The sequence below is a fragment of the Paraburkholderia lebeckiae genome, from assembly GCF_050436225.1.
Taxonomy (GTDB): Bacteria; Pseudomonadota; Gammaproteobacteria; order Burkholderiales; family Burkholderiaceae; genus Paraburkholderia; species Paraburkholderia tuberum.
This window is the reverse complement of sequence record NZ_JBNDLU010000001.1, coordinates 2167209-2186393: the sequence shown is the minus strand read 5'-3', so window position 1 is coordinate 2186393 and position 19185 is coordinate 2167209. Positions and strand designations below refer to the sequence as shown.

The 19185-nt window shown below is 65.0% G+C and carries 17 protein-coding genes; 11 read left to right on the top strand and 6 right to left on the bottom strand.

What is annotated here, in order from left to right; translation table 11 throughout:
• Positions 1 to 73 precede the first annotated feature (73 nt).
• The 6 genes from OKW45_RS10190 (at position 74) to OKW45_RS10165 (ending at position 5009) form a co-directional block, all read left to right on the top strand.
• On the top strand, positions 74 to 1030 hold the full coding sequence (locus OKW45_RS10190; RefSeq protein WP_429469331.1) for a 4-hydroxyproline epimerase: 957 nt from the start codon (positions 74 to 76) through the stop codon (positions 1028 to 1030).
• Entirely contained in the window at positions 1027 to 2184 is a 1158-nt protein-coding gene (locus OKW45_RS10185; protein WP_429467761.1) for an NAD(P)/FAD-dependent oxidoreductase, read from the top strand. The genes OKW45_RS10190 and OKW45_RS10185 overlap by 4 nt, the downstream gene beginning before the upstream one ends.
• Positions 2171 to 2446, top strand: coding sequence for a (2Fe-2S)-binding protein (locus OKW45_RS10180; protein ID WP_429467759.1), 276 nt, complete (start codon positions 2171 to 2173; stop codon positions 2444 to 2446). Before OKW45_RS10185 ends, OKW45_RS10180 begins: the two co-directional genes overlap by 14 nt.
• A complete protein-coding gene (locus OKW45_RS10175) occupies positions 2443 to 3735 on the top strand; it encodes an FAD/NAD(P)-dependent oxidoreductase (RefSeq protein ID WP_429467757.1) in 1293 nt (430 codons plus the stop codon). The genes OKW45_RS10180 and OKW45_RS10175 overlap by 4 nt, the downstream gene beginning before the upstream one ends.
• Before the next feature lie 159 nt (positions 3736 to 3894).
• Entirely contained in the window at positions 3895 to 4662 is a 768-nt protein-coding gene (locus OKW45_RS10170) for a PAS domain-containing protein (protein WP_429467754.1), read from the top strand.
• 17 nt (positions 4663 to 4679) lie between these two features.
• Positions 4680 to 5009: a hypothetical protein gene (locus OKW45_RS10165; protein WP_018423419.1), complete on the top strand. Its 330-nt coding sequence runs from the start codon at positions 4680 to 4682 to the stop codon at positions 5007 to 5009.
• 326 nt (positions 5010 to 5335) lie between these two features.
• Here OKW45_RS10165 and OKW45_RS10160 read toward each other — a convergent pair whose 3' ends face one another.
• The 3 genes from OKW45_RS10160 to OKW45_RS10150 form a co-directional block, all read right to left on the bottom strand.
• Complete coding sequence (locus OKW45_RS10160) at positions 5336 to 5590, bottom strand: hypothetical protein (RefSeq protein ID WP_018423418.1); 255 nt, start codon at positions 5588 to 5590, stop codon at positions 5336 to 5338.
• Positions 5591 to 5743: 153 nt separating this feature from the next.
• Positions 5744 to 6076: a hypothetical protein gene (locus tag OKW45_RS10155; RefSeq protein WP_018423417.1), complete on the bottom strand. Its 333-nt coding sequence runs from the start codon at positions 6074 to 6076 to the stop codon at positions 5744 to 5746.
• A gap of 167 nt (positions 6077 to 6243) precedes the next feature.
• Positions 6244 to 8136: a bifunctional sugar phosphate isomerase/epimerase/4-hydroxyphenylpyruvate dioxygenase family protein gene (locus tag OKW45_RS10150; RefSeq protein ID WP_429467751.1), complete on the bottom strand. Its 1893-nt coding sequence runs from the start codon at positions 8134 to 8136 to the stop codon at positions 6244 to 6246.
• Between the two features lie 321 nt (positions 8137 to 8457).
• Here OKW45_RS10150 and aroQ point away from each other — a divergent pair, with 321 nt between their 5' ends.
• The 3 genes from aroQ to OKW45_RS10135 are packed head-to-tail and all read left to right on the top strand — an operon-like array spanning position 8458 to position 11290.
• Positions 8458 to 8913, top strand: coding sequence for a type II 3-dehydroquinate dehydratase (aroQ, locus tag OKW45_RS10145; RefSeq protein ID WP_018423415.1), 456 nt, complete (start codon positions 8458 to 8460; stop codon positions 8911 to 8913).
• On the top strand, positions 8910 to 9848 hold the full coding sequence (locus tag OKW45_RS10140; RefSeq protein WP_429467749.1) for a shikimate dehydrogenase: 939 nt from the start codon (positions 8910 to 8912) through the stop codon (positions 9846 to 9848). Before aroQ ends, OKW45_RS10140 begins: the two co-directional genes overlap by 4 nt.
• A gap of 50 nt (positions 9849 to 9898) precedes the next feature.
• A complete protein-coding gene (locus OKW45_RS10135) occupies positions 9899 to 11290 on the top strand; it encodes an MFS transporter (RefSeq protein WP_429467746.1) in 1392 nt (463 codons plus the stop codon).
• A gap of 217 nt (positions 11291 to 11507) precedes the next feature.
• On the opposite strand, the gene OKW45_RS10130 is transcribed toward OKW45_RS10135, so the two are convergent.
• From OKW45_RS10130 to OKW45_RS10120, 3 genes are all read right to left on the bottom strand, one after another.
• The gene (locus OKW45_RS10130; RefSeq protein WP_429467743.1) at positions 11508 to 12233 is read right to left on the bottom strand and encodes a TetR/AcrR family transcriptional regulator; all 726 of its coding nucleotides are present in this window, start codon (positions 12231 to 12233) and stop codon (positions 11508 to 11510) included.
• A 105-nt stretch (positions 12234 to 12338) separates the two neighbouring features.
• Positions 12339 to 13628: an NAD(P)/FAD-dependent oxidoreductase gene (locus OKW45_RS10125; protein ID WP_429467740.1), complete on the bottom strand. Its 1290-nt coding sequence runs from the start codon at positions 13626 to 13628 to the stop codon at positions 12339 to 12341.
• Between the two features lie 107 nt (positions 13629 to 13735).
• Positions 13736 to 14668 (bottom strand): dihydrodipicolinate synthase family protein, encoded by a 933-nt coding sequence (locus OKW45_RS10120; RefSeq protein WP_429467738.1) that lies wholly within the window; start codon positions 14666 to 14668, stop codon positions 13736 to 13738.
• Positions 14669 to 14823: 155 nt separating this feature from the next.
• Here OKW45_RS10120 and OKW45_RS10115 point away from each other — a divergent pair, with 155 nt between their 5' ends.
• The gene (locus OKW45_RS10115; RefSeq protein WP_184054253.1) at positions 14824 to 15762 is read left to right on the top strand and encodes a LysR family transcriptional regulator; all 939 of its coding nucleotides are present in this window, start codon (positions 14824 to 14826) and stop codon (positions 15760 to 15762) included.
• Between the two features lie 309 nt (positions 15763 to 16071).
• Positions 16072 to 19185: a transglycosylase domain-containing protein gene (locus OKW45_RS10110; RefSeq protein WP_429467735.1), complete on the top strand. Its 3114-nt coding sequence runs from the start codon at positions 16072 to 16074 to the stop codon at positions 19183 to 19185.

Below are 19185 nucleotides of genomic sequence, written 5' to 3'. Positions count from 1 at the left end.
TCGCGCCGCTATGCCGAAATCGTCTCAATTCGCGCGCACGCGCACCAAGACCCACCGGCCCGCGATTCCTACCATGGGCGACATGAAAACCCTCAACATCATCGACTCGCACACCGGCGGTGAGCCCACCCGCCTCGTGGTGTCGGGTGGCCCGGATCTGGGCGGCGGCACGCTTGCGCAACGGCTCGAGGTTTTCCGCACCCGCTTCGACGACTGGCGTGCCGGCATCGTCACCGAACCGCGGGGCTCGGACGTGGTGGTCGGCGCGTTGCTCTGCGAGCCCGACGATCCGACTTGCGCGGCCGGCGTGATCTTCTTCAACAACGTCGGCTATCTCGGCATGTGCGGGCACGGCACCATCGGGCTCGTCGTGTCGCTCGCGCACATGGGGCGGATCGGGCCGGGACGACACCGCATCGAAACGCCGGTCGGCGTGGTCGAGGTGACGCTGAACGAAGACGGCGGCGTCGCGGTGCACAACGTGCCCGCGTATCGCCACCGCAAGGCGGCGCAGGTCGAGGTGCCAGGCTATGGCGCACTGACCGGCGACATCGGCTGGGGCGGCAACTGGTTTTTCCTCGTCGCCGAGCATGGGCACGAGCTCGAAGCCGCGAACATCGCGAGCCTGACGGCTTTCAGTTCGGCGATTCGCGACGCGCTGATCGCACAGAACATCACCGGCGCGAACGGCGCGCTGATCGACCATATCGAGCTGTTCGGACCGGGCTCGCGCGAGGGCCTCGACAGCCGCAGCTTCGTGCTGTGTCCCGGCAATGCGTACGACCGCTCGCCGTGTGGCACCGGCACGAGCGCGAAGCTCGCGTGTCTCGCGGCCGACGGCAAGCTCGCCGAAGGGGCGGTGTGGCGCCAGGAGAGCATCATCGGCAGCGTGTTCGAGGCGATCTATCGCGCGGCGGGCGACGGTGTCCACGTGATTCCGACCATCACCGGTCACGCGCACATCATGGCCGAAGGGCGTCTGTGTTTCGACGAGCGTGATCCGTTCGCGTGGGGTATCCGGACCGCATGAGCCCGGACGTGCTGATCATCGGAGCGGGTATCGTCGGTGCCGCGTGCGCGGCGGAACTGGCCGCGCTCGGCATGCGCGTCGACGTGCTCGAGGCGCAGCGCATCGGCGGCGGCGCGACGGCGGCCGGCATGGGCCATATCGTCGTGATGAACGACTCGCCCGCCGAATTCGCGCTGAGCCGCTATTCGCGCGAGCTATGGCTCGAGCTCGTGCCGCAGCTGCGTGCGCGCGACGCGTTCGCGCGCTGCGGCACGCTGTGGGTCGCAGCCGACGACGAAGAACGGCGAGCCGCGCGCGCAATGCAGGCGGCGTTTGCTGCGCAAGGCGTCGCCGCGCAATTGCTGGACTCGGCCGAACTGCGCGCCTGCGAACCGGCGCTCGCACCCTCGATGGCGGGCGGTTTGCGCATCGAGCACGACAGCATCGTGTATGCGCCGACCGCCGCCGAATGGCTGCTCACGCAGTCGCCGCATGCGGCGAATATCAGCGTGCGACCTGGAGCGCCGGTCGCGTCGGTCGGTGCGGGTGGCGTGACCCTGGCGTGCGGCGAGCGCGCCAGCGCGGCGCACGTGGTCGTCGCGAACGGCCTCGGGGCGGCGCAATTGTTGCCGTGGCTGCCGTTGCGGCCGAAGAAAGGCCATCTGCTGATCACCGACCGCTACCCGGGGCTGATCCGTCATCAACTGCTCGAACTTGGCTATATCAAGAGCGCGCATCACGCGACCGGCACGTCGGTCGCGTTCAACGTACAGCCGCGTCCGACCGGGCAACTGCTGATCGGCTCGTCGCGCCAGTTTGAAACAACCGATCCCGCCGTCGAAATGCCGGTGCTCGCCCAGATGCTGCAACGCGCCGCGCAGTATCTGCCGCAGTTGCCGGCGCTCAGCGGCATCCGCGCGTGGACGGGGTTTCGCGCGGCGTCGCCGGACGGCCTGCCGCTGATCGGACCGGCCGGCGAGTTCGCGCCCGACGTCGGCTCTGGCTCCGCATCCCGCCTATGGCTCGCGGTCGGCCACGAAGGGCTTGGCGTAACGACCTCGCTCGCGACCGCGAAACTGCTCGCGGCGCAGATCGCGGGCCATGCCGCGCCGATTCCGTGCGAACCTTATCTACCGGTGCGTTTTGCAGAGCAGGTGGCCCATGACCGGCACTGACGCGGCCCGCATCCGTTTGACCGTCGACGGCCGCAGCATCGAAGTGAAACCCGGCACAACCATAACCGCGGCGCTCGCGATCGCGGGTGTGCGCGGCTCGCGGCTGTCGGTCAAGGGCGAGCCGCGCGAAGCCTTGTGCGGGATGGGCGTGTGCCAGGAGTGCCGCGTGACGATCGACGGTCACGCGCACGCGCTCGCGTGCCAGACGCTATGCCGCGACGGCCAGCGCGTGCAGACACGAAACGGGACAGTACACGCATGACGCAGCACTTCGACATCGTGGTGATCGGCGGTGGTCCGGCCGGGCTCAATGCTGCGCGAGCGGCGGCGCAGGCGGGCGCGACGGTCGCGCAGATCGACGACAATCCGCGCGCCGGCGGACAGATCTGGCGCCAGGGGCCCGCCTATCCGCCGCAAGCAGCGTTGCACGCGTTGCTCGCGGCGTTGCAATCGCAGCAAAACTTCACTTACTGGCCATCGACGCGCGTGATCGCGCCGCTCGGCGCGCAAGGCTTGCTGCTCGAATCCGCCGAACACGGCGGCGTGTCGATCACCTATGACAGACTGATTCTTGCGACCGGCGCGCGCGAGCGTCTTCTGCCGTTTCCCGGCTGGACCTTGCCCGGTGTGACCGGCGCGGGCGCATTGCAGGCGCTGATCAAAGGCGGCATGCCGGTGCGCGACGAACGGATCGTGATCGCCGGCAGCGGCCCGCTGCTGCTGGCCGCGCTCGCCACCGCGCGAGAGGCCGGCGCGCGCGTGATCGCGGTGGTCGAGCAGGCATCGGCGGCCGAGGTCGCGCGTTTCGGCGTGTCGCTGCTGCGCGAGCCCGCGAAGCTGCGTCAGGCGATCAGCCTCACGCGCGGCTTCGCGGGACTGCGCTACTGGACCGGCAGCATCGTGCGCGAAGCCCGCGGCGCGCAGCGCGTGCAACAGGTGACGATCCGGCGCGGTGAACGCGAGGTGACGCTCGATTGCGACCGCGTCGCGTGCGGCTTCGGACTGCTGCCGAACGTCACGCTTGCCCAGGCGCTCGGCTGCGCGATCAACGACGCGGGCGAAATCGTCATCGACGACGGACAGCGCACCTCGCTCGAACGCGTTTACGCAGCGGGCGAGTGCACGGGCATCGGCGGCGCTGAGCTCGCTGGCGCGGAAGGCGAGATCGCCGGTCTCGTGGCGAGCGGCGCGGCGAGCACGCAACGCGCCGCGCTGGCGGCGCTCGTCGCGCAACGCGCGCGCTGGCGGGGCTTTGGCGGGCGCGTCGCGGTGTCGTTCGCATTGGGCGAGGCCGCGCGCACGCCGCCCGCCGACGCGACGCTGTTGTGCCGTTGCGAGGACGTGAGTGTCGGCGAGGTGCGCCGCTGCGCCGACTGGCGTGACGCGAAACTGCAGACGCGCTGCGGTATGGGCCCTTGCCAGGGGCGCATCTGCGGCGCGGCCGCGAGTCTGTACTTCGGCTGGCCAGCCGCGGCGGCGCGTCCGCCGTTCAGTCCGGCGCAAATCGGCACGCTGATGAGCGCCGCCGAACCGCCGACTGCGGCGCCATGACGGCTCCGCGCTTACCCTCGGTAGATATTGGCGGGCGACGCGCGGCTCTATAATCGACCGCAATCAACCGCACGAGCAGGCTGCCCGGCCGCACCGGCGCAGCGATCCGCGAACGCAACCTAACGCAATCAACCAGGCACGCACCCACGGAACCGCACGATGAACACGCTGGCGCATCCGCTCGAACCCGACGATACGACGCTGTCCAGCATGCTGTCGCATTTCAGGTTGCTCGAGCCGGTATTCGATGCAATGCCGGACGTCGTGTTCTTCGTCAAGGACGCCGACGCGCGGTATGCGCTCGTCAACCGCACGCTCGCTTCGCGTTGCGGCTTCAAGGAAAAGGCCGCGCTGCTCGGCAAGACCGCGGAAGACGTGTTTCCGCGCCGCTTCGGGCGCATCTATACCGCGCAGGACAAGGCGATCATCGGCGTCGGCAACCAGATGCTCGATCAGCTCGAACTGCATCTGTATCCGGGCCGTCAACCGGGCTGGTGCCTGACCTGCAAACAGCCGTTGCGCGATGCGACCGGCAAGGTGGTCGGCCTCGCCGGCATCTCCCGCGATCTGAAAGCCGACGAAAGCAGCCACCCGGCCTACAGCCGGCTTGCCGCCGTCGTGCAGTCGATCCAGGAGAATTACGTGCAGCCGCTGAACCTGAAGCAGCTTGCGGCGATGGCGGACATGTCGGTCGCGCAGCTGGAGCGGTACTTTCACAAGGTGTTTCATCTGACGCCGCGCCAGGTGCTCCTGAAAACGCGACTCGATGCGGCTACCGCGCTGCTGGTGTCGCACGACAAGGTCACCGACGTCGCCGCGCGTTGCGGCTACACCGATCACAGCGCGTTCACTCGGCAATTCAAGGCGACCGTCGGCGTTACACCGACCGAATACCGGATGTTGCTGCACGGTACGCTACGCGGCTGAGCGGCGTCGGGCGTGTCATGGCGGGTCGCGCGCATCACTATTACGTGTACGTCGTCGCGCTCGACGACAAGGTGTGGAACGAGGCGCGCTTTCGTCGCGCGAATCCCGGTTACCGTTTCGACAAGCCGTGCGTGTACGTCGGCATGACGGGGCTCGACCCGGACTTGCGCTTCGATCGGCACAAGGCGGGCATTCAGGCGAATCGCTATGTGCGCGACTACGGCCTGCGTCTGATGCCCGAACTGTACGAAGTGTTCAACCCGATGCCTTACCGCGGCGCGCAGGATATGGAAGTGGAATTGGCGATCGGGCTGCGCGAGGCGGGGTATGGGGTGTGGCAGGCTTGAAAGGCTTGACGCGGCCGAATTCTGATCAGACGAATCGTGAAGTCTCTTTCCGATTGAGCTCGAAGGTACAGCTTCCAGTCATTGGTTTTTGCTCCGGAATTCCCTGCGGTGGCGGAGCAATGACTATTGCGTGTACGTCGGTGCCAGACAATCGGAGCGTTCTTAAAGATGCCTCGCATGTCTACGAAACTGATGCAGAAGCGCGGCGGTCTGATCTATCGCCAAAAACGTAGGCCACGCTCAATGGCTGTGGCTGAATAGAAAAAAGCCGCGTCAACGCAAAGCGCTGACGCGGCCTCAGATGACCGGGTCGCGAGCCGATCTGGTTACTTCACCCCAAGCCCTCGCAACACCGCATTACCCTCGGACGTCAGACGGATATGCGGCGTGCCCGCATCGTTCGAAACGGTCTCGACGAGACCTGCTTCGTAAAGCTGCGGAATTTCCGGTTTTGCGGATGCATCGATCGGCGCGTGCAGCAGCAGCAGCAGCGTCGCAAGTTCGTGATGGCTCAACAGACGGCGCAGGATAGTTGGCCGTTTGGCCGGTGTTTCGTTGGTTTTCGGTTCGGGCTGGTTCATGGAGCGCACCTGGTACGGGGACATGTCCGGGGATCTTGCGGACGAAGTCTTAAACGATTCTTAAGACCCCATTGTCCTGTAACACCGTGACATGAACGTTGCAATGGATCAGATTCCGGCGCCCGCAACTTCGCCTTTATGCGCCACAAAGCCTTATGGCGCGCAGGTTTTGCCTGCCGATTCGATCCACAGGTTGCTTACATGACGCTTGCCCGCATAGAAACGGTAAGTTGTCGCGCCGTTGTCGCTGCGTACCTTGACGATGTTCGAGTCGCCGAAGTCGAGCATCTGACCTTGCGGGATCCCGGTCGACTTGAACGCGGCGTTGTGATGATTGGCCATCTGCGTCAGACAGGCGACCACGTCGTCGACGGAACGCTGTGTCGTCGTGTCCGTGACGGGTTCGCCGGAATCCGGGTCTTTCTGGAAATACGCGCAAGCGCTGAGCAGCAGCGAAAGGGACAGGACTGCAGCGAACTTCTTCATATCTCTCCTGGCGTTGATTCGGCGATTCGGCTGAGCAGGCGCCATTATATCGAGACGGCGAGCCTGCCCCGATCGGGGACGCAGGTCGCGTGCCTGAAAAGACGAAATCCGTATCGACGCGGCGACTTCCAATGACGAAGCCGCCGTCTGCCTCCGGGGTCCGCCCGTTACTTGCGCCGCTGCGCCTGCGCCGCGAGCCGCACCGCCGCATTGGCCGCGCCGTAGCCGTCGTAGCCGCCGCGCCGCTCGACGATCTCAAGGAAGAAGCGCTGGTCGAGTTGCTCCGTATAAGCGTGGAAAAACTCGCCGCCGCGTTCGTCGCGGTCGTACAGGATATTGTTCGCGCGCATCGCTTCGAGCAGCGTGTCGGACAGCGCGTAGCGGGCCGCCAGGTCGTCGTAGTAATTGCGCGGAATGCGCAGGATCGGCACGCCGTCGGCGACGAACTCGGGGATAGCGCTGAAGATGTCGCCGGTACTGAACGCGACGTGGTTCAGTCCGGAGCCGTGATACGTGTGCAGCGCCTCGGCCACCGCCGTATGGCGATCCACCGATGCATTCAGCGCGATCCGCACCGAGCCGTCGGGGCTGCGCAGCGCGCGGCTGCGCACGAGGCCGTACGGATCGGGAACGAGCACCCCCGGCTCGGCCAGGAAGCCGAACGCGGTGCGCAGAAACAGCACCCACGTATCGAGCGCACTCGCCGGCACCGACAGACACACGTGATCGATGCGCTCGAGCGGTCCCACCTCGGTCGGGCCGTTGACGTCGGTCAGCACGAAATCGGCTTCGAACAGCGTGGGCTGATCGGGCGTTTCGTCGACGAAATAGTTGAGGCTGCCATCCGGCGCCTGCACGGCCGGCAGCACGCGCTCGTTCGGCCCGATCTGGCCGGAGAACGGCGCGTAGCCAAAGCCGGCCGCGCGCTCGAATGCGTGGCTCGCGTCATCGACACGAAATGCCGATGCGCACAGCGACAAACCATGCTGCTGAAAAAACGCGTTCGCGAACGAATCGGGTTCGGCGTTCAGTACGATCGAGGCCGCGCCGTGCTGATACAGCGTTACGTCCTTCGAGCGATGCTGGCCGGCCTGGCGAAAGCGCAGCTTGCCGAGCCAGTCGGCTAGCTGCGTGCGCGTGGTGTGATCGACCGCGAATTCGAGGAACTGATAGCCGACGTGCGCGGGCGCGGCGGGCGAGCGGTACAGGCCGCCTGTCGTCTTGCGCGGCTGCTGTTGCTCCTCGAGCAGCGCGCGAGTTTGCTCTTCGAGGAACAACAACGAGCGATGGCCATCGGCGGCCGTGATCGTGGTGGGGGCGGCGCGAAAGCCGTCGTTGAAGATTTCCAGCGAAAGCGGGCCCTTGTAGCCAGCTTTGACGACCTGCGCGGTGAAGTTGGCGAGATCGAAGTCGCCCTGGCCGGGGAAGCAGCGGTAGTGGCGGCTCCATTCGAGCACGTCCATCGCAAGCTTCGGCGCGTCCGCGATCTGCACGAACGCGATGCGCTCGCCAGGAATGTCGGCGATCGCGTCGGGCGTGTCGTTCAGCGACAGCGTGTGAAAGCTGTCGAGCACGAGCCCGAGATTCGGATGATTCACGGCGTCGACAAGCTTCCACGCGTGGCGATAGGTCTTTACGTGCCTGCCCCAGGCGAGCGCTTCGTAACCGGCGACCACGCCAGCCGCTTCGGCCGCCCGGGCGAGCGCGCCCAACTGGTCGATCATCAGCGAGTCGTCGCAGATCGTGTCCGGCGACACGTTGCTGCACACGAGGATGCGGTCCGTGCCTAGGTCGTGCATCACGTCGAACTTGCGCTTCGCGCGGTCGAGATTACGCTCCAGCCGTTCGGGACTGACGCCGTCGAAATCGCGAAACGGCTGGAACAGCATGATCTTCAGGCCGAGGTCGTCGGCGATGCGGCGCACGTCGGCGGGCGAGCCGTCGAAATACAGCAGGTCGTTCTCGAAGATTTCGACACCTTCGAAGCCCGCCGCGCGGATCGCGCTCAGCTTCTCGACGAGAGTGCCGCTAATCGACACGGTGGCAATCGAACGTTGCATGAACGGCTCCTGCAAAAACGGACAAACGAGGGGGAAACCAGCAGAAAAACCGCGGCGGCGCGCCTGGTTGCGCGGCCTGCCGGGCTTGCTGCAATGCGCAAAAATGAGCTAGTTCGTTATGCACTGGAGCAAGACGCAGGCCAGAATTCCCCACACTACCTCGGGGAGTTTCGATAGTCTATACAAACTAACTAGATGGTACAAATTCGTAGAAACCCCGAATGACGACGGCGGCCGATGCGCGCACACTTCGCCATGCGTCGAAGAACCGCCGCGGGTGCCGCGGTTCGAGTCGCGCCTTATTTTGCGGGAGTCGTTGTCATGAGCTTTGCCTCCGTACTGGTCCTGAACGGACCGAACCTCAATCTGCTCGGCACGCGCGAGCCGGCCATCTATGGCGCGGAAACGCTCGACGACGTCGCGAAGCTGTGCCGCGACGCGGGCGAGCGCCTCGACCTCGCGATCGACTTCTGCCAGTCCAACGCCGAGCATCAGCTGATCGACTGGCTGCACGCGGCGCGCACCAAGGTCGACGGCATCGTGATCAATCCGGCCGCTTACACCCATACGTCGGTCGCGATCGCCGACGCATTGAGCGCGATCGAAAAGCCCGTCATCGAGGTGCATATCTCGAACGTGCATCGGCGCGAAGCGTTCCGGCATCACTCGTACGTGTCGGCGGTGGCGGACGCGATCATCGTCGGCTGTGGCACTCAGGGCTATGTGCTCGCGCTGGAACGGATGGCGACGATTCTTAAGAATAGGGCGGCGAAATGAACACTCAAGCGAACACTCGGGGAAATTCCCGAACCGACGCGCAGATCGCCGCGTTGGCCAATGCGCAGGCGAGCTTGCGGGCGACTCCCCACTCCTTTCTGGTCGGTCTGATCGGCTCGGGCATCAGCGGTTCGCTCACGCCCGCGATGCATGAGGAAGAGGGCAGCAAGCTCGGACTGCACTACGTATATCGACGCATCGATCTCGATGCGCAGAAGCTCGACACCGCCGCGCTGCCGGAGCTGCTGACGGCGGCCGAACGGATGGGTTACAACGGCCTGAACATCACGTATCCGTGCAAGCAGGCGGTGATTCCGCTGCTCGACGAACTGTCCGACGACGCCCGCGCGCTCGGCGCGGTCAACACCGTGCTGTTCAAGGACGGCAAGCGTATCGGTCACAACACCGACTGGTCCGGCTTCGCGCGTGCGTTCCAGCGCGGCCTGCCGGACGTGCCGCTGGAACGCGTCGTGCAGCTTGGCGCCGGCGGCGCCGGCGCGGCGGTCGCGCACGCGGCGCTGAACATGGGCGCGCAGTCGCTGACGCTGTTCGACGTCGATGCCGCCCGCGCGCAGTCGCTCGCCGACGAGCTGCAGGCGCGTTTCCCGAAAGCCAAGGTCAGCGCCGGCACGTCGCTCGAAGAATCGCTCTGCGTCGCGCAAGGCCTGATTCACGCTACGCCGACCGGTATGGCTAAAATGCCGGGCCTGCCGCTGCCGGCCGAATTGCTGCACCGCGACCTGTGGGTCGCCGACATCGTCTATTTCCCGATTCGCACCGCGCTGCTGCAGGCGGCCGAGGCGCTTGGCTGCCGCACGCTGAGTGGCGGCGGCATGGCGGTCTATCAGGCGGTCGACGCCATGCGTATTTTCACGGGGCTCGAGCCGGACGCCGAGCGCGTCTACACACACTTTCAATCGTTGTTGCAACGCTAACCGGCCGCGTAGAGACCGGCACCCAAGCTGATCGAGGAGACAAGCACGACATGACGCAATCGTTCCAATCCAGCTCCGCGGGCTCGCCCGCGCAGAACAAGGCGGCGAGCCCCGCGCGCCGTTCGAAAGCCCGTTACAAGATCCTCGCGCTGCTCGCGGTCGGCACGATGATCAACTATCTCGACCGCACCGTGCTCGGCATCGCGGCACCGCAGCTGACGAAGGAACTCGGCATCAACGCCGCGCTGATGGGCCTGCTGTTCTCCGTGTTTTCGTGGAGTTACGTGGCTTCGCAGATTCCGGGCGGTCTGTTTCTCGACCGCTTCGGCAGCAAGCTCACATACTTCCTGTCGATGACGTTCTGGTCGCTCTGCACGCTCGCGCAAGGGCTCGTGGGGGGCATCGGCGGCCTGTTCGCCTTCCGTCTCGGCCTTGGCGTTTCGGAGGCGCCATGCTTTCCGACCAATAGCCGCGTGGTCGCCACGTGGTTTCCGCAAAGCGAGCGCGCGATGGCGACCGGCACCTATACGGTCGGCGAATATATCGGCCTCGCGTTTTTCAGCCCGTTCCTGTTCATGCTGATGGGCGCATTCGGCTGGCGCTCGCTGTTCCTCGTGGTCGGCGGCGTCGGTATCGCGTTCGGCGTCGTGTGGTGGCTGCTGTATCGCGAGCCGCGCGATCATCCGTCGGCGAATCAGGAAGAGCTCGACTATATCGAGGCGGGCGGCGGTCTCACGCAACGCAACAAGGATGTAGCGGGTGCGGCCGCGGGTGCACCCGCAGGTGCAGCCGATGCGGCGGCATCGAAGAAGAGCGGCTTCCAATGGCGTACGATTGGCCAGCTGCTCAAGCATCGCCAGTTGACCGGCATCTGCCTCGGCCAGTTCGCGGGCAATTCGACGCTGGTGTTCTTCCTCACATGGTTCCCGACGTATCTCGCCACCGAACGTCATATGGCGTGGCTGAAGATCGGCTTCTTCGCGATCATGCCGTTCATCGCGGCTTCGATCGGCGTGATGTTCGGCGGCCTGTTCTCCGACTGGCTGCTGCGCCGTGGCAAATCGGCGAACGTCGCGCGCAAGCTGCCGATCATCGCGGGTCTGCTGCTCGCGTCGACGATCATTCTCGCCAACTATGTCGAGAGCAACGTCGTGGTGATCGCGATTCTGTCGGTGGCGTTCTTCGCGCAGGGCATGGCCGCGCTCGGCTGGACACTGGTGTCGGATATCGCGCCAGAGGGCTTGCTCGGCGTGACTGGCGGCATCTTCAACTTCGCCGCGAACCTGGCGGGTATCGTGACGCCGCTCGTGGTGGGCCTGATCGTCGCGGCGACCGGTTCATTCGTGGGCGCGCTGGTATTTATCGGTGTCATCGCGTTGATCGGCGCGCTGTCGTATATCTTCGTCGTCGGCGATATCAAGCGGATCGTGCTGGTGGATTGAGTCTTCCCGCTGAGCCGTCGCTTCATGTGACGGTCGTAGTTCCCTTCGAATCCCCGGTTGTCGTCGCGGTGCGGCGGCAACCACGTCGACTGCCGTCACCGGTTTGCCGGGGCAGTAAGCCGCTGAACGCGCTGCGTTTCTCGAAGCGATAAAAAAAACGGGATGTGGCTTTCGCCACATCCCGTTTCCTTTTCAGCCGGTCGCCGCGCAACCGGCGTCAATCGTCCTTCTTCACGAACCGCAAGATCGCATCGACGATCATCGCCCGATGCCGCGCCCGCAGCCGCGGATGCGACGGATCGCGCCCAAACGCGGTGCCGAACGTATGCCGGTTGCCCACGCGATGGAAACACAGCGAGCTGATCATCAGATGCAGATCGATCGGATCGATGTCGCTGCGGAACTGGCCGGCCGCGATGCCGCGCGCGAGCAGATCCTCGATCGTGTGAATCACGGTGACGTTGCGTCCTTTGAACGTCTTGACCTGCTCGACGTACTTCGCGCCGTGAATGTTTTCGATCGTCACGAGGCGCACGAAATCGCGCTGGCGGTCGTGGTAGTCGAACGTGAATTCGACCAGCGCGCGCATGCCTTCGACCGGATCGAGTTCGCTGATGTGCAGGTCCTGTTCGAGCGCGCGAATGTCTCCATACACCTTTTCCAGCACCGCCTGGTACAACCCTTCCTTGCTGCCGAAGTAGTAGTACAGCATGCGCTTGGTGGTGTTCGTGCGTTCCGCGATCGCATCGACGCGGGCACCCGTCAGCCCCATCGCGGAGAATTCCTGGGTCGCGACGTCGAGGATGTTGCGCTTAGTCTGCTCGGGATCGTATTTGCGTGGGGCGTCGGTACGCCTGGCGCCGGTACGTCGCGCGCCGGCGTGCGGCGTGCCAGACACGATGCCGTTGGTATCAGGCTCGGCGGCCTTGCTTCCCTTTTTCATTGTGGTTTCGAGCGGCAGTGACGGCGCATTCTAGCATGGCGAAATGGGCCTCTGGCGTGGGTCCCGGGCATCGACGAAGGCATCTCGAAGGAGCTTGCGTGGCGCTTACGCGACCGGGCGCGTGGGCCGGCGGCGCGCGGCGAGCGCGTCGCGTGTTTGCATCGCGGTGTACGTGAGCTGCGCGGCCGCGAGGCCGAGCGCGCCGTACGTGCGCGTGAGGCCGAAGGTCGCGAACACATCGGGCACCGGCCGTTCACCGCAGATAGCCGCGGCCAGCAGTTCGCCCGACACCGTGGTCGGCGCCATGCCGTGTCCGCCGAAACCGACCGCGTACCAGACTCCGTCGGTGCTTTGGCCGATCTGCGGCATCTTGTGTCGCGCATAGCTCATCAGGCCGCCCCATGCGTGATCGATGCGCACGTCGCGCAGCTGCGGATAGACCTTCAGCAGGTCCTGTCGTAACAGTCGCGCGATCGCCTCGGGCTCGCGGTCGCGCACGGAGATGCGGCCGCCCCACAGGATGCGCGTGTCGGGCAAGGGGCGATAGTAGTCGAACGCGAAGCGGGTGTCATAGATCGCGGCGCGTGTGGCGATTGCGTCGTGCAAGCGTTCGCCGAGCGGCTCCGTTGCCATCACGTAGGTGGCGATAGGCAGCACCGCGCGCTCGACGCGCGCGTACACGTTGCGTGCATAGCCGCCGCCCGCCATCACGACGTGACGCGCGTCGAGCGCACCTTGCGGCGTCTCGACGACGAAGCCCGCGCCGTCGCGCCGCAAGCTGACGACCGGCGAGCGCTCGTGTATCGTCACGCCCGCTTGCGCGGCCGCCGCCGCGACGCCGATAACGTACTTGAGCGGATGAAAATGGAACGCGTTGCGCTCGAACAGGCCGCCGTGATAGCGGCTCGTTTTCAGATGCGCGGCGAGTTGGTTGGCAGCGATCGGTTCCCAGTCGACGCCGAACGAATCGCGCATCAAACGCCGTTGCGCTTCGAGACGCACAGGTTCGTCGAACCAGTTCGCGAGGATCACGCCGGCATCGGTCGCGTCGCAATCGATCCGATAGCGCGCAATTCGCTTGCGCATCAGCTCGACCGCGTCGGTGGTCAGCGCATAGAGTTCGCGCCCGCGAGTCGGCCCGAGCGTCTTCAGCAGGTCGGCGCAATCGAGGCTGTAGCCGCCGAACACGAAGCCGCCGTTGCGTCCCGATGCGCCGAAGCCGACCTGCTGCGCCTCGAGCACGACGACGTCTTCGACGCCGCGTTCGGCGAGTCCCAGCGCGGTGGAGAGTCCCGCAAGTCCGCCGCCGACGATGCAGACGTGCGCGCTGCGTCGGCCGTTGAGCGGCGCATAGGCGGAGGAGCGGGTGACGGTGGCTTCGTAGAAACTTTGCATGGGGCGCGAGCTTGTGGACACGCCCTAGGTTAGCGGCAATCGCGTGTGCCCGTCCAGCCCGCGTGAGCCCGCACGTCGACAGGCGCCCCGCCGCGCTTCGTTCTGCGTTATCGACCCCAGCGCAACACCAGCGGATCGAGGCGGCGTGCGATCTTCAACAGTCCTTCGCGCGTCGCCGGATGCATCTGCGGCAGCGGGTGACGCACCGCGTCCGAACCGATCACGCCGCCTTCTTTCATCAGCGCCTTGCACGATGCGAGGCCGCCCTGGCGATTCTCGTAGTTGATCAGCGGCAGCCACTGCTGATAGTGCGCGGCGGCGGCCTCGGTATCACCGGCCGCATAGGCATCGACGATCAGGCGGATGCCATCGGCATAACCGCCGCCCGTCATCGAGCCGGTCGCGCCCGCATCGAGGTCGGCCATCAGCGTGATTGCTTCCTCGCCGTCCCACGGACCGACGATCGCGTCGCCGCCCAGTTCGATCAGCTCGCGCAGCTTGTTCGCGGCCTGCGGCGTTTCGATCTTGAAGTACGACACGTTGTCGATCTCGCGCGCCATGCGAGCGAGGAACGGCGCGGACAACGGCGTGCCGCTGACCGGTGCGTCCTGGATCATGATCGGAATCTGGATGGCATCGGACACCGTACGATAGAACTCGTAGATGCCGCGCTCGCCGATGCGGATCGTCGCGCCGTGATACGGCGGCATGACCATCACCATCGCGGCGCCCGCGGCCTGCGCTGCGCGGCTGCGCTCCGCGCACTGGTACGTGCTGAAGTGCGTGGTCGTCACGATCACCGGCACGCGGCCCGCGACGTGTTCGAGCGCGAGATGCATCAGTGTGTTGCGCTCGTCGTCGGACAGCGCGAACTGCTCGGAGAAGTTCGCGAGAATGCACAGGCCGTTCGAGCCGGCGTCGATCATGAAATCGAGGCAGCGCTTCTGACCTTCGAGGTCGAGACGCCCTGCGTCGTCGAAGATCGTCGGCACGACGGGGAAGACGCCGCGCAGGGCGGGAGAATGTGACGCTTGGCTCATGGCGATGTGGTCCGTACGGGGATGGAAGGATCGCGCTCGACCCCCCGAACGGGCGGCGCAACTGCATGAATGTCTCCTTCGGCGACTATACGGCGCTGGGCCTCGCGGGTATATTGAATTGTTTCCATATCGTGATCGCTTTTGCGACTCACCCCATGAAAGACACGCTCAACGTCCTGCTGTCGAAGCTGCGCATGAAGCAACTGCATCTGCTGATCGCGCTCGACGATCACAAATCGCTGCACAAAGCGGCCGGCGTAATGTCGATGACGCAATCGGCGGCGAGCAAGGCGCTGCAGGAACTCGAATCGATGCTCGACGCGCCGCTTTTCGAGCGCTCGAAAAGCGGCATGATCCCGAACCAGCTCGGTCATTGCGTGATCCGATATGCGCGCGTCGTGACGTCGGACCTCACCGCGCTCTGCCAGGACGTCGCCGAAATTCGTTCGGGGCGTGGCGGGCGGCTCGCGCTCGGCGCGATCATGGGCGCGATTCCCGACTGCGTGGTGCCCGCGCTGAATCAATTGCATGCGGCGCAACCGGGTCTGTCGATCGAAGTGGTCGAGGACACCAGCGCACGAATGCTCGCGCAGCTCGACGACGGGCGGCTCGATCTGGTGGTTGGCCGAGCGGCGGTCGCGGCCGATCCGTCGAAGTATCAGTATCGTCCGCTCGGCGACGAGCCGTTGGCGGTGGTGGTTGGTTATCAGCATGCGCCGTTGCCGCGCCGCGAGATGATGTTGCGCGATCTCGCCGGGCATCGCTGGGTCATGTATCCGTCACACATGCCGCTGCATGCGCTGCTCGAACGCGAGATGGATCTCGCCGGCCTCGACATGCCTGACAATCCGATTTCGACGGCTTCCACGTTTGTGACAGTTGCACTGCTGCAAAGCAGCGCCGAACTCGTTTCGCTGCTACCGAGTGCAATTGCTGGGCCGTTCGTGCGGCACAAGATGCTGCGCGTCGTGCCGGTCAGGCTCAAATCGCCATCGCAGACGTTCGGCATCGTCACGCGCAAGGGCGGCGTGCTGTCGCCGCCGGCGGAACGGTTTATCGCGCTGTTGCATGCACAGACGAAAGCGCGAATTTAGGCGCTGCGCAAACAGGTTGCTCAGCTGTCCGCCCGGTTGCCGGTAAGAATGCCAGCGAAAAATCGACTTTCTTTCGGCAAGGCCCGCCAGAAACGGCAAAACCGCCCGAAAAGGCGGTTTGTTATTCGTGTGAAAAGAGCTTCAATATCTCATGCCGGTTCGCGTTTTGTCATCCGACGCCAGCAGGTGTTGTAGCCGCGACACTGTCGCATCAATCCGAACCGATGAGGGTTTCTCGTTCCGAGCTACACTGGTTTGAATGAACTGAGCCAGGCTCGACACCCTGGCCATCGCTCGGGGAGAGCAGCCATGAATCGGCCACCGCTTCGGTTTCCGCTTCGCGTGACCAGCACCGTGCCCGTGCGGAGTTGGCGTTGGCTCAAATGGGGGCTTGCCGCGTTTTTGCTGCTCGCGGTGGCGCTGATTGCGCGGCTCGTGCAGATCGAGATCGAGACCTCGCGACTGCAGGCGCGGTACCTTTCCGAGCTGACCCGCGACGTCGCTTTTTCGGTCACCGACGGTCCCAGTCATTCCATCCGCTTTCCGCAAGCCGACAAGGGCCCGTATGACGCGCGCCTCGGCTACGCGCTGTTGCCGGCTATCCAGCAGCGTCTGTTGCAACATGGCTTCGAAATCAGCTCGCAGGCGCGCGATTCGGAACGCATGCTTTCGCTAGCCGATGATGGCCTGTTCCTGCCTTACGACGAAAAAGACACGGCCGGCCTGCAACTGTTCGACGGCACCGGCGTGCCGCTATACAGCGCTCAGTTTCCCGGTCGCGTGTACGACAGCTTCGGCGCGATTCCGCCGCTCATGGTGGACTCGCTGCTGTTCATCGAAGACCGCTATCTGCTCGATCCGGATCAGCCGAACCGCAATCCGGCGATCGACTGGGGGCGCTTCAGCCGCGCGCTCGTCGACCAGGGCGCGCGCGTGTTCAATCGTCATCAGCAGACGCCCGGCGGCAGCACGCTCGCGACGCAGATCGAGAAATTCCGTCACTCGGCGGGGGGCCGCACCGCGACGCCGCCGGAAAAGCTGCGGCAAATCGCGTCGGCGTCGGTGCGCGCTTATCTGAACGGGCCGCAAACGCTGCCCGCGCGCGAACAGATCGTAGTCCATTATCTGAACTCGGTGCCGCTTGCCGCGCAGCCCGGCGTCGGCGAAATCAACGGTATCGGCGATGGGCTCGCCGCCTGGTATGGGCGCGATTTCCGCGAGACCAACCGGCTGCTGAAGGCGCCGTCGACCGATGCAAATCTGCCCGACCAGGGTCTGGCGTTTCGCGAAGTGCTGTCGCTGATGATCGCGCAGCGCGCGCCGTCGTTTTTTCTGCAGCGCGGCTATCCCGAGCTCGAACGGCTGACCGACAGCTATCTGCGGCTGCTCGCTAGTGGCGGCGTGATCACTGAGCAGTTGCGCGACGCGGCGCTGGCGGCGCACGTCGAACTGTATCGCGCGCCGCGCAGCACACCGGATCTCGGTTCGTTCGTGTCGCGCAAGGCCGTCACGTCGATGCGCTCGCATCTGCTCGCCGCGCTCGGCGTGCGTAGTTTCTATGAACTGGACCGCCTCGACGTGCAGGCGACAGGCACGCTGAACAATGACGTGCAACAAGCCGTTGCCGAGCGCCTCGCCGCCGCCGCGACGAAAGACGGCGCGAAGGCCGCGGGTCTCGTCGGCTACGAAATGTTGCGCGGGTCCGACGATCCGTCGCATATCGCCTACAGCTTCACGCTGTTCGAGCGGCACGGCGACGCGAACCTCGTGCGCGTGCAGACCGATAGCGTGAACCAGCCGTTCGACATCAATTCCGGCGCGCGCCTGAACCTCGGCTCGACCGCGAAACTGCGAACCGTCGTCACGTATCTGCAGATCGTCAGCGATTTGCACACACGTTACGCATCGCTGAGCAATGCCGAGCTGAAGGCGATCACGCCCGATCCGAACGATCGGCTGACGCGCTGGGCGATCGACTATCTGCTGCACACGCGCGACCGTTCGTTGCAGCCTATGCTCGACGCCGCCGTCGAGCGCAAATACTCGGCGAGCCCGGGCGAAACGTTCTTTACGGGCGGCGGCGCGCAGACTTTCGCGAACTTCGAGTCCGACGACAATAGCCGCATCCTGACCGTGCATCGCGCGTTCCAGCATTCGGTGAACCTCGTGTTCGTGCGACTGATGCGCGATATCGTGCACTATGAAATGGTGCAGACCACCGGGCCGTCGTCGCAATGGCTCGGCGATCCGGCGACCCGCAAGATGTACCTGACGCGTTTCGCCGATCAGGAAAGCCGCGTGTACATGAAGCGTTTCTACACGAAGTACCACGGCAAGACGCCTGATCAGCAGATCACCCTATTGCTGCTCGGGGTGCGCAAGTCGCCCCCGAAAGTGGCGACCGCGTTGCGCAGCGTCGCGCCGGATCAATCGAACGCGTGGTTCAACAGGATGATGTACGCGGCGCTGAAGAACACGCCGGCGGCTTCGATGCTCGACGACGAAGATCTCGCGAATCTGTACGACAAGTACGGCATCAACCGCTTCAACCTGAACGACCGCGGCTATATTTCGAGTGTGCATCCGCTCGAACTATGGACGCTGAACTACCTGCGTTCGCATCCGGATGCGACGCTTGCGCAGATCGAAGCCGCGAGCCAGGACGTGCGCCTGTCGACTTACTCGTGGCTGTTCAAGACGCGCTATCACGTGACCCAGGATCACCGCATCAAGCGCATGGTCGAGCTGCGCGCCTACGACGCGATCGGCAAATCTTGGCAAGCGCTCGGCTATCCGTTCGCGTCGCTGACGCCGTCGTATGCGGCGGCGATCGGCGCGTCGGGCGATCGTCCGGCGGCGCTCGCGCAACTGATCGGCGTGATCGCGAACGGCGGCAACAAGGTGCCTACCGAAACGCTGACGCAAATCGACTTCGCGAAAGATACGCCGTACGAAACGCATTTCAGGCGCGCGGTGGTCGCGCCGCAGCAGCAGGTGTCGCCGGAGATTGCCGGGGAGGTGCGGATGCTGTTGCGCGACGTCGTGACGGGTGGCACCGCGAGGCGTCTCGCGCAAGGCATGACGTTCCCGAACGGCGAAACGCTCGAAGTCTATGGCAAGACCGGCACCGGCGATCAGCGCTTGAACGTGTACGCGAAGGGCGCGCGGTTGATCGAGTCGCGCAAGGTGAATCGCAGCGCGACCTTCGTGTTCGCTCTCGGCGACCGCTTCTACGGCACGTTGACCGCATGGGTGCACGAGCCGTATGCCGCGCGTTACGACTTCACGAGCGCGCTGGCGGTGCAGTTGCTGAAGTCGATGGCACCGGCGTTGCAGCCGTTGCTCGACAAGCCGGTTCAAACAACCGTGACGGCGGCGCCGGCGGGATCGACGCCTGCTGCGACGAAAGTTGCCGCGCAGTGA

What these genes read in the sequence shown, in the direction of transcription:
- OKW45_RS10190 (WP_429469331.1), top strand. Translation starts at nt 74, where the DNA reads ATGGGCGACATGAAAACCCTCAACATCATCGACTCGCACACCGGCGGT.
- OKW45_RS10185 (WP_429467761.1), top strand. Translation starts at nt 1,027, where the DNA reads ATGAGCCCGGACGTGCTGATCATCGGAGCGGGTATCGTCGGTGCCGCG.
- OKW45_RS10180 (WP_429467759.1), top strand. Translation starts at nt 2,171, where the DNA reads ATGACCGGCACTGACGCGGCCCGCATCCGTTTGACCGTCGACGGCCGC.
- OKW45_RS10175 (WP_429467757.1), top strand. Translation starts at nt 2,443, where the DNA reads ATGACGCAGCACTTCGACATCGTGGTGATCGGCGGTGGTCCGGCCGGG.
- OKW45_RS10170 (WP_429467754.1), top strand. Translation starts at nt 3,895, where the DNA reads ATGAACACGCTGGCGCATCCGCTCGAACCCGACGATACGACGCTGTCC.
- OKW45_RS10165 (WP_018423419.1), top strand. Translation starts at nt 4,680, where the DNA reads ATGGCGGGTCGCGCGCATCACTATTACGTGTACGTCGTCGCGCTCGAC.
- OKW45_RS10160 (WP_018423418.1), bottom strand. Translation starts at nt 5,590, where the DNA reads ATGAACCAGCCCGAACCGAAAACCAACGAAACACCGGCCAAACGGCCA.
- OKW45_RS10155 (WP_018423417.1), bottom strand. Translation starts at nt 6,076, where the DNA reads ATGAAGAAGTTCGCTGCAGTCCTGTCCCTTTCGCTGCTGCTCAGCGCT.
- OKW45_RS10150 (WP_429467751.1), bottom strand. Translation starts at nt 8,136, where the DNA reads ATGCAACGTTCGATTGCCACCGTGTCGATTAGCGGCACTCTCGTCGAG.
- aroQ (WP_018423415.1), top strand. Translation starts at nt 8,458, where the DNA reads ATGAGCTTTGCCTCCGTACTGGTCCTGAACGGACCGAACCTCAATCTG.
- OKW45_RS10140 (WP_429467749.1), top strand. Translation starts at nt 8,910, where the DNA reads ATGAACACTCAAGCGAACACTCGGGGAAATTCCCGAACCGACGCGCAG.
- OKW45_RS10135 (WP_429467746.1), top strand. Translation starts at nt 9,899, where the DNA reads ATGACGCAATCGTTCCAATCCAGCTCCGCGGGCTCGCCCGCGCAGAAC.
- OKW45_RS10130 (WP_429467743.1), bottom strand. Translation starts at nt 12,233, where the DNA reads ATGAAAAAGGGAAGCAAGGCCGCCGAGCCTGATACCAACGGCATCGTG.
- OKW45_RS10125 (WP_429467740.1), bottom strand. Translation starts at nt 13,628, where the DNA reads ATGCAAAGTTTCTACGAAGCCACCGTCACCCGCTCCTCCGCCTATGCG.
- OKW45_RS10120 (WP_429467738.1), bottom strand. Translation starts at nt 14,668, where the DNA reads ATGAGCCAAGCGTCACATTCTCCCGCCCTGCGCGGCGTCTTCCCCGTC.
- OKW45_RS10115 (WP_184054253.1), top strand. Translation starts at nt 14,824, where the DNA reads ATGAAAGACACGCTCAACGTCCTGCTGTCGAAGCTGCGCATGAAGCAA.
- OKW45_RS10110 (WP_429467735.1), top strand. Translation starts at nt 16,072, where the DNA reads ATGAATCGGCCACCGCTTCGGTTTCCGCTTCGCGTGACCAGCACCGTG.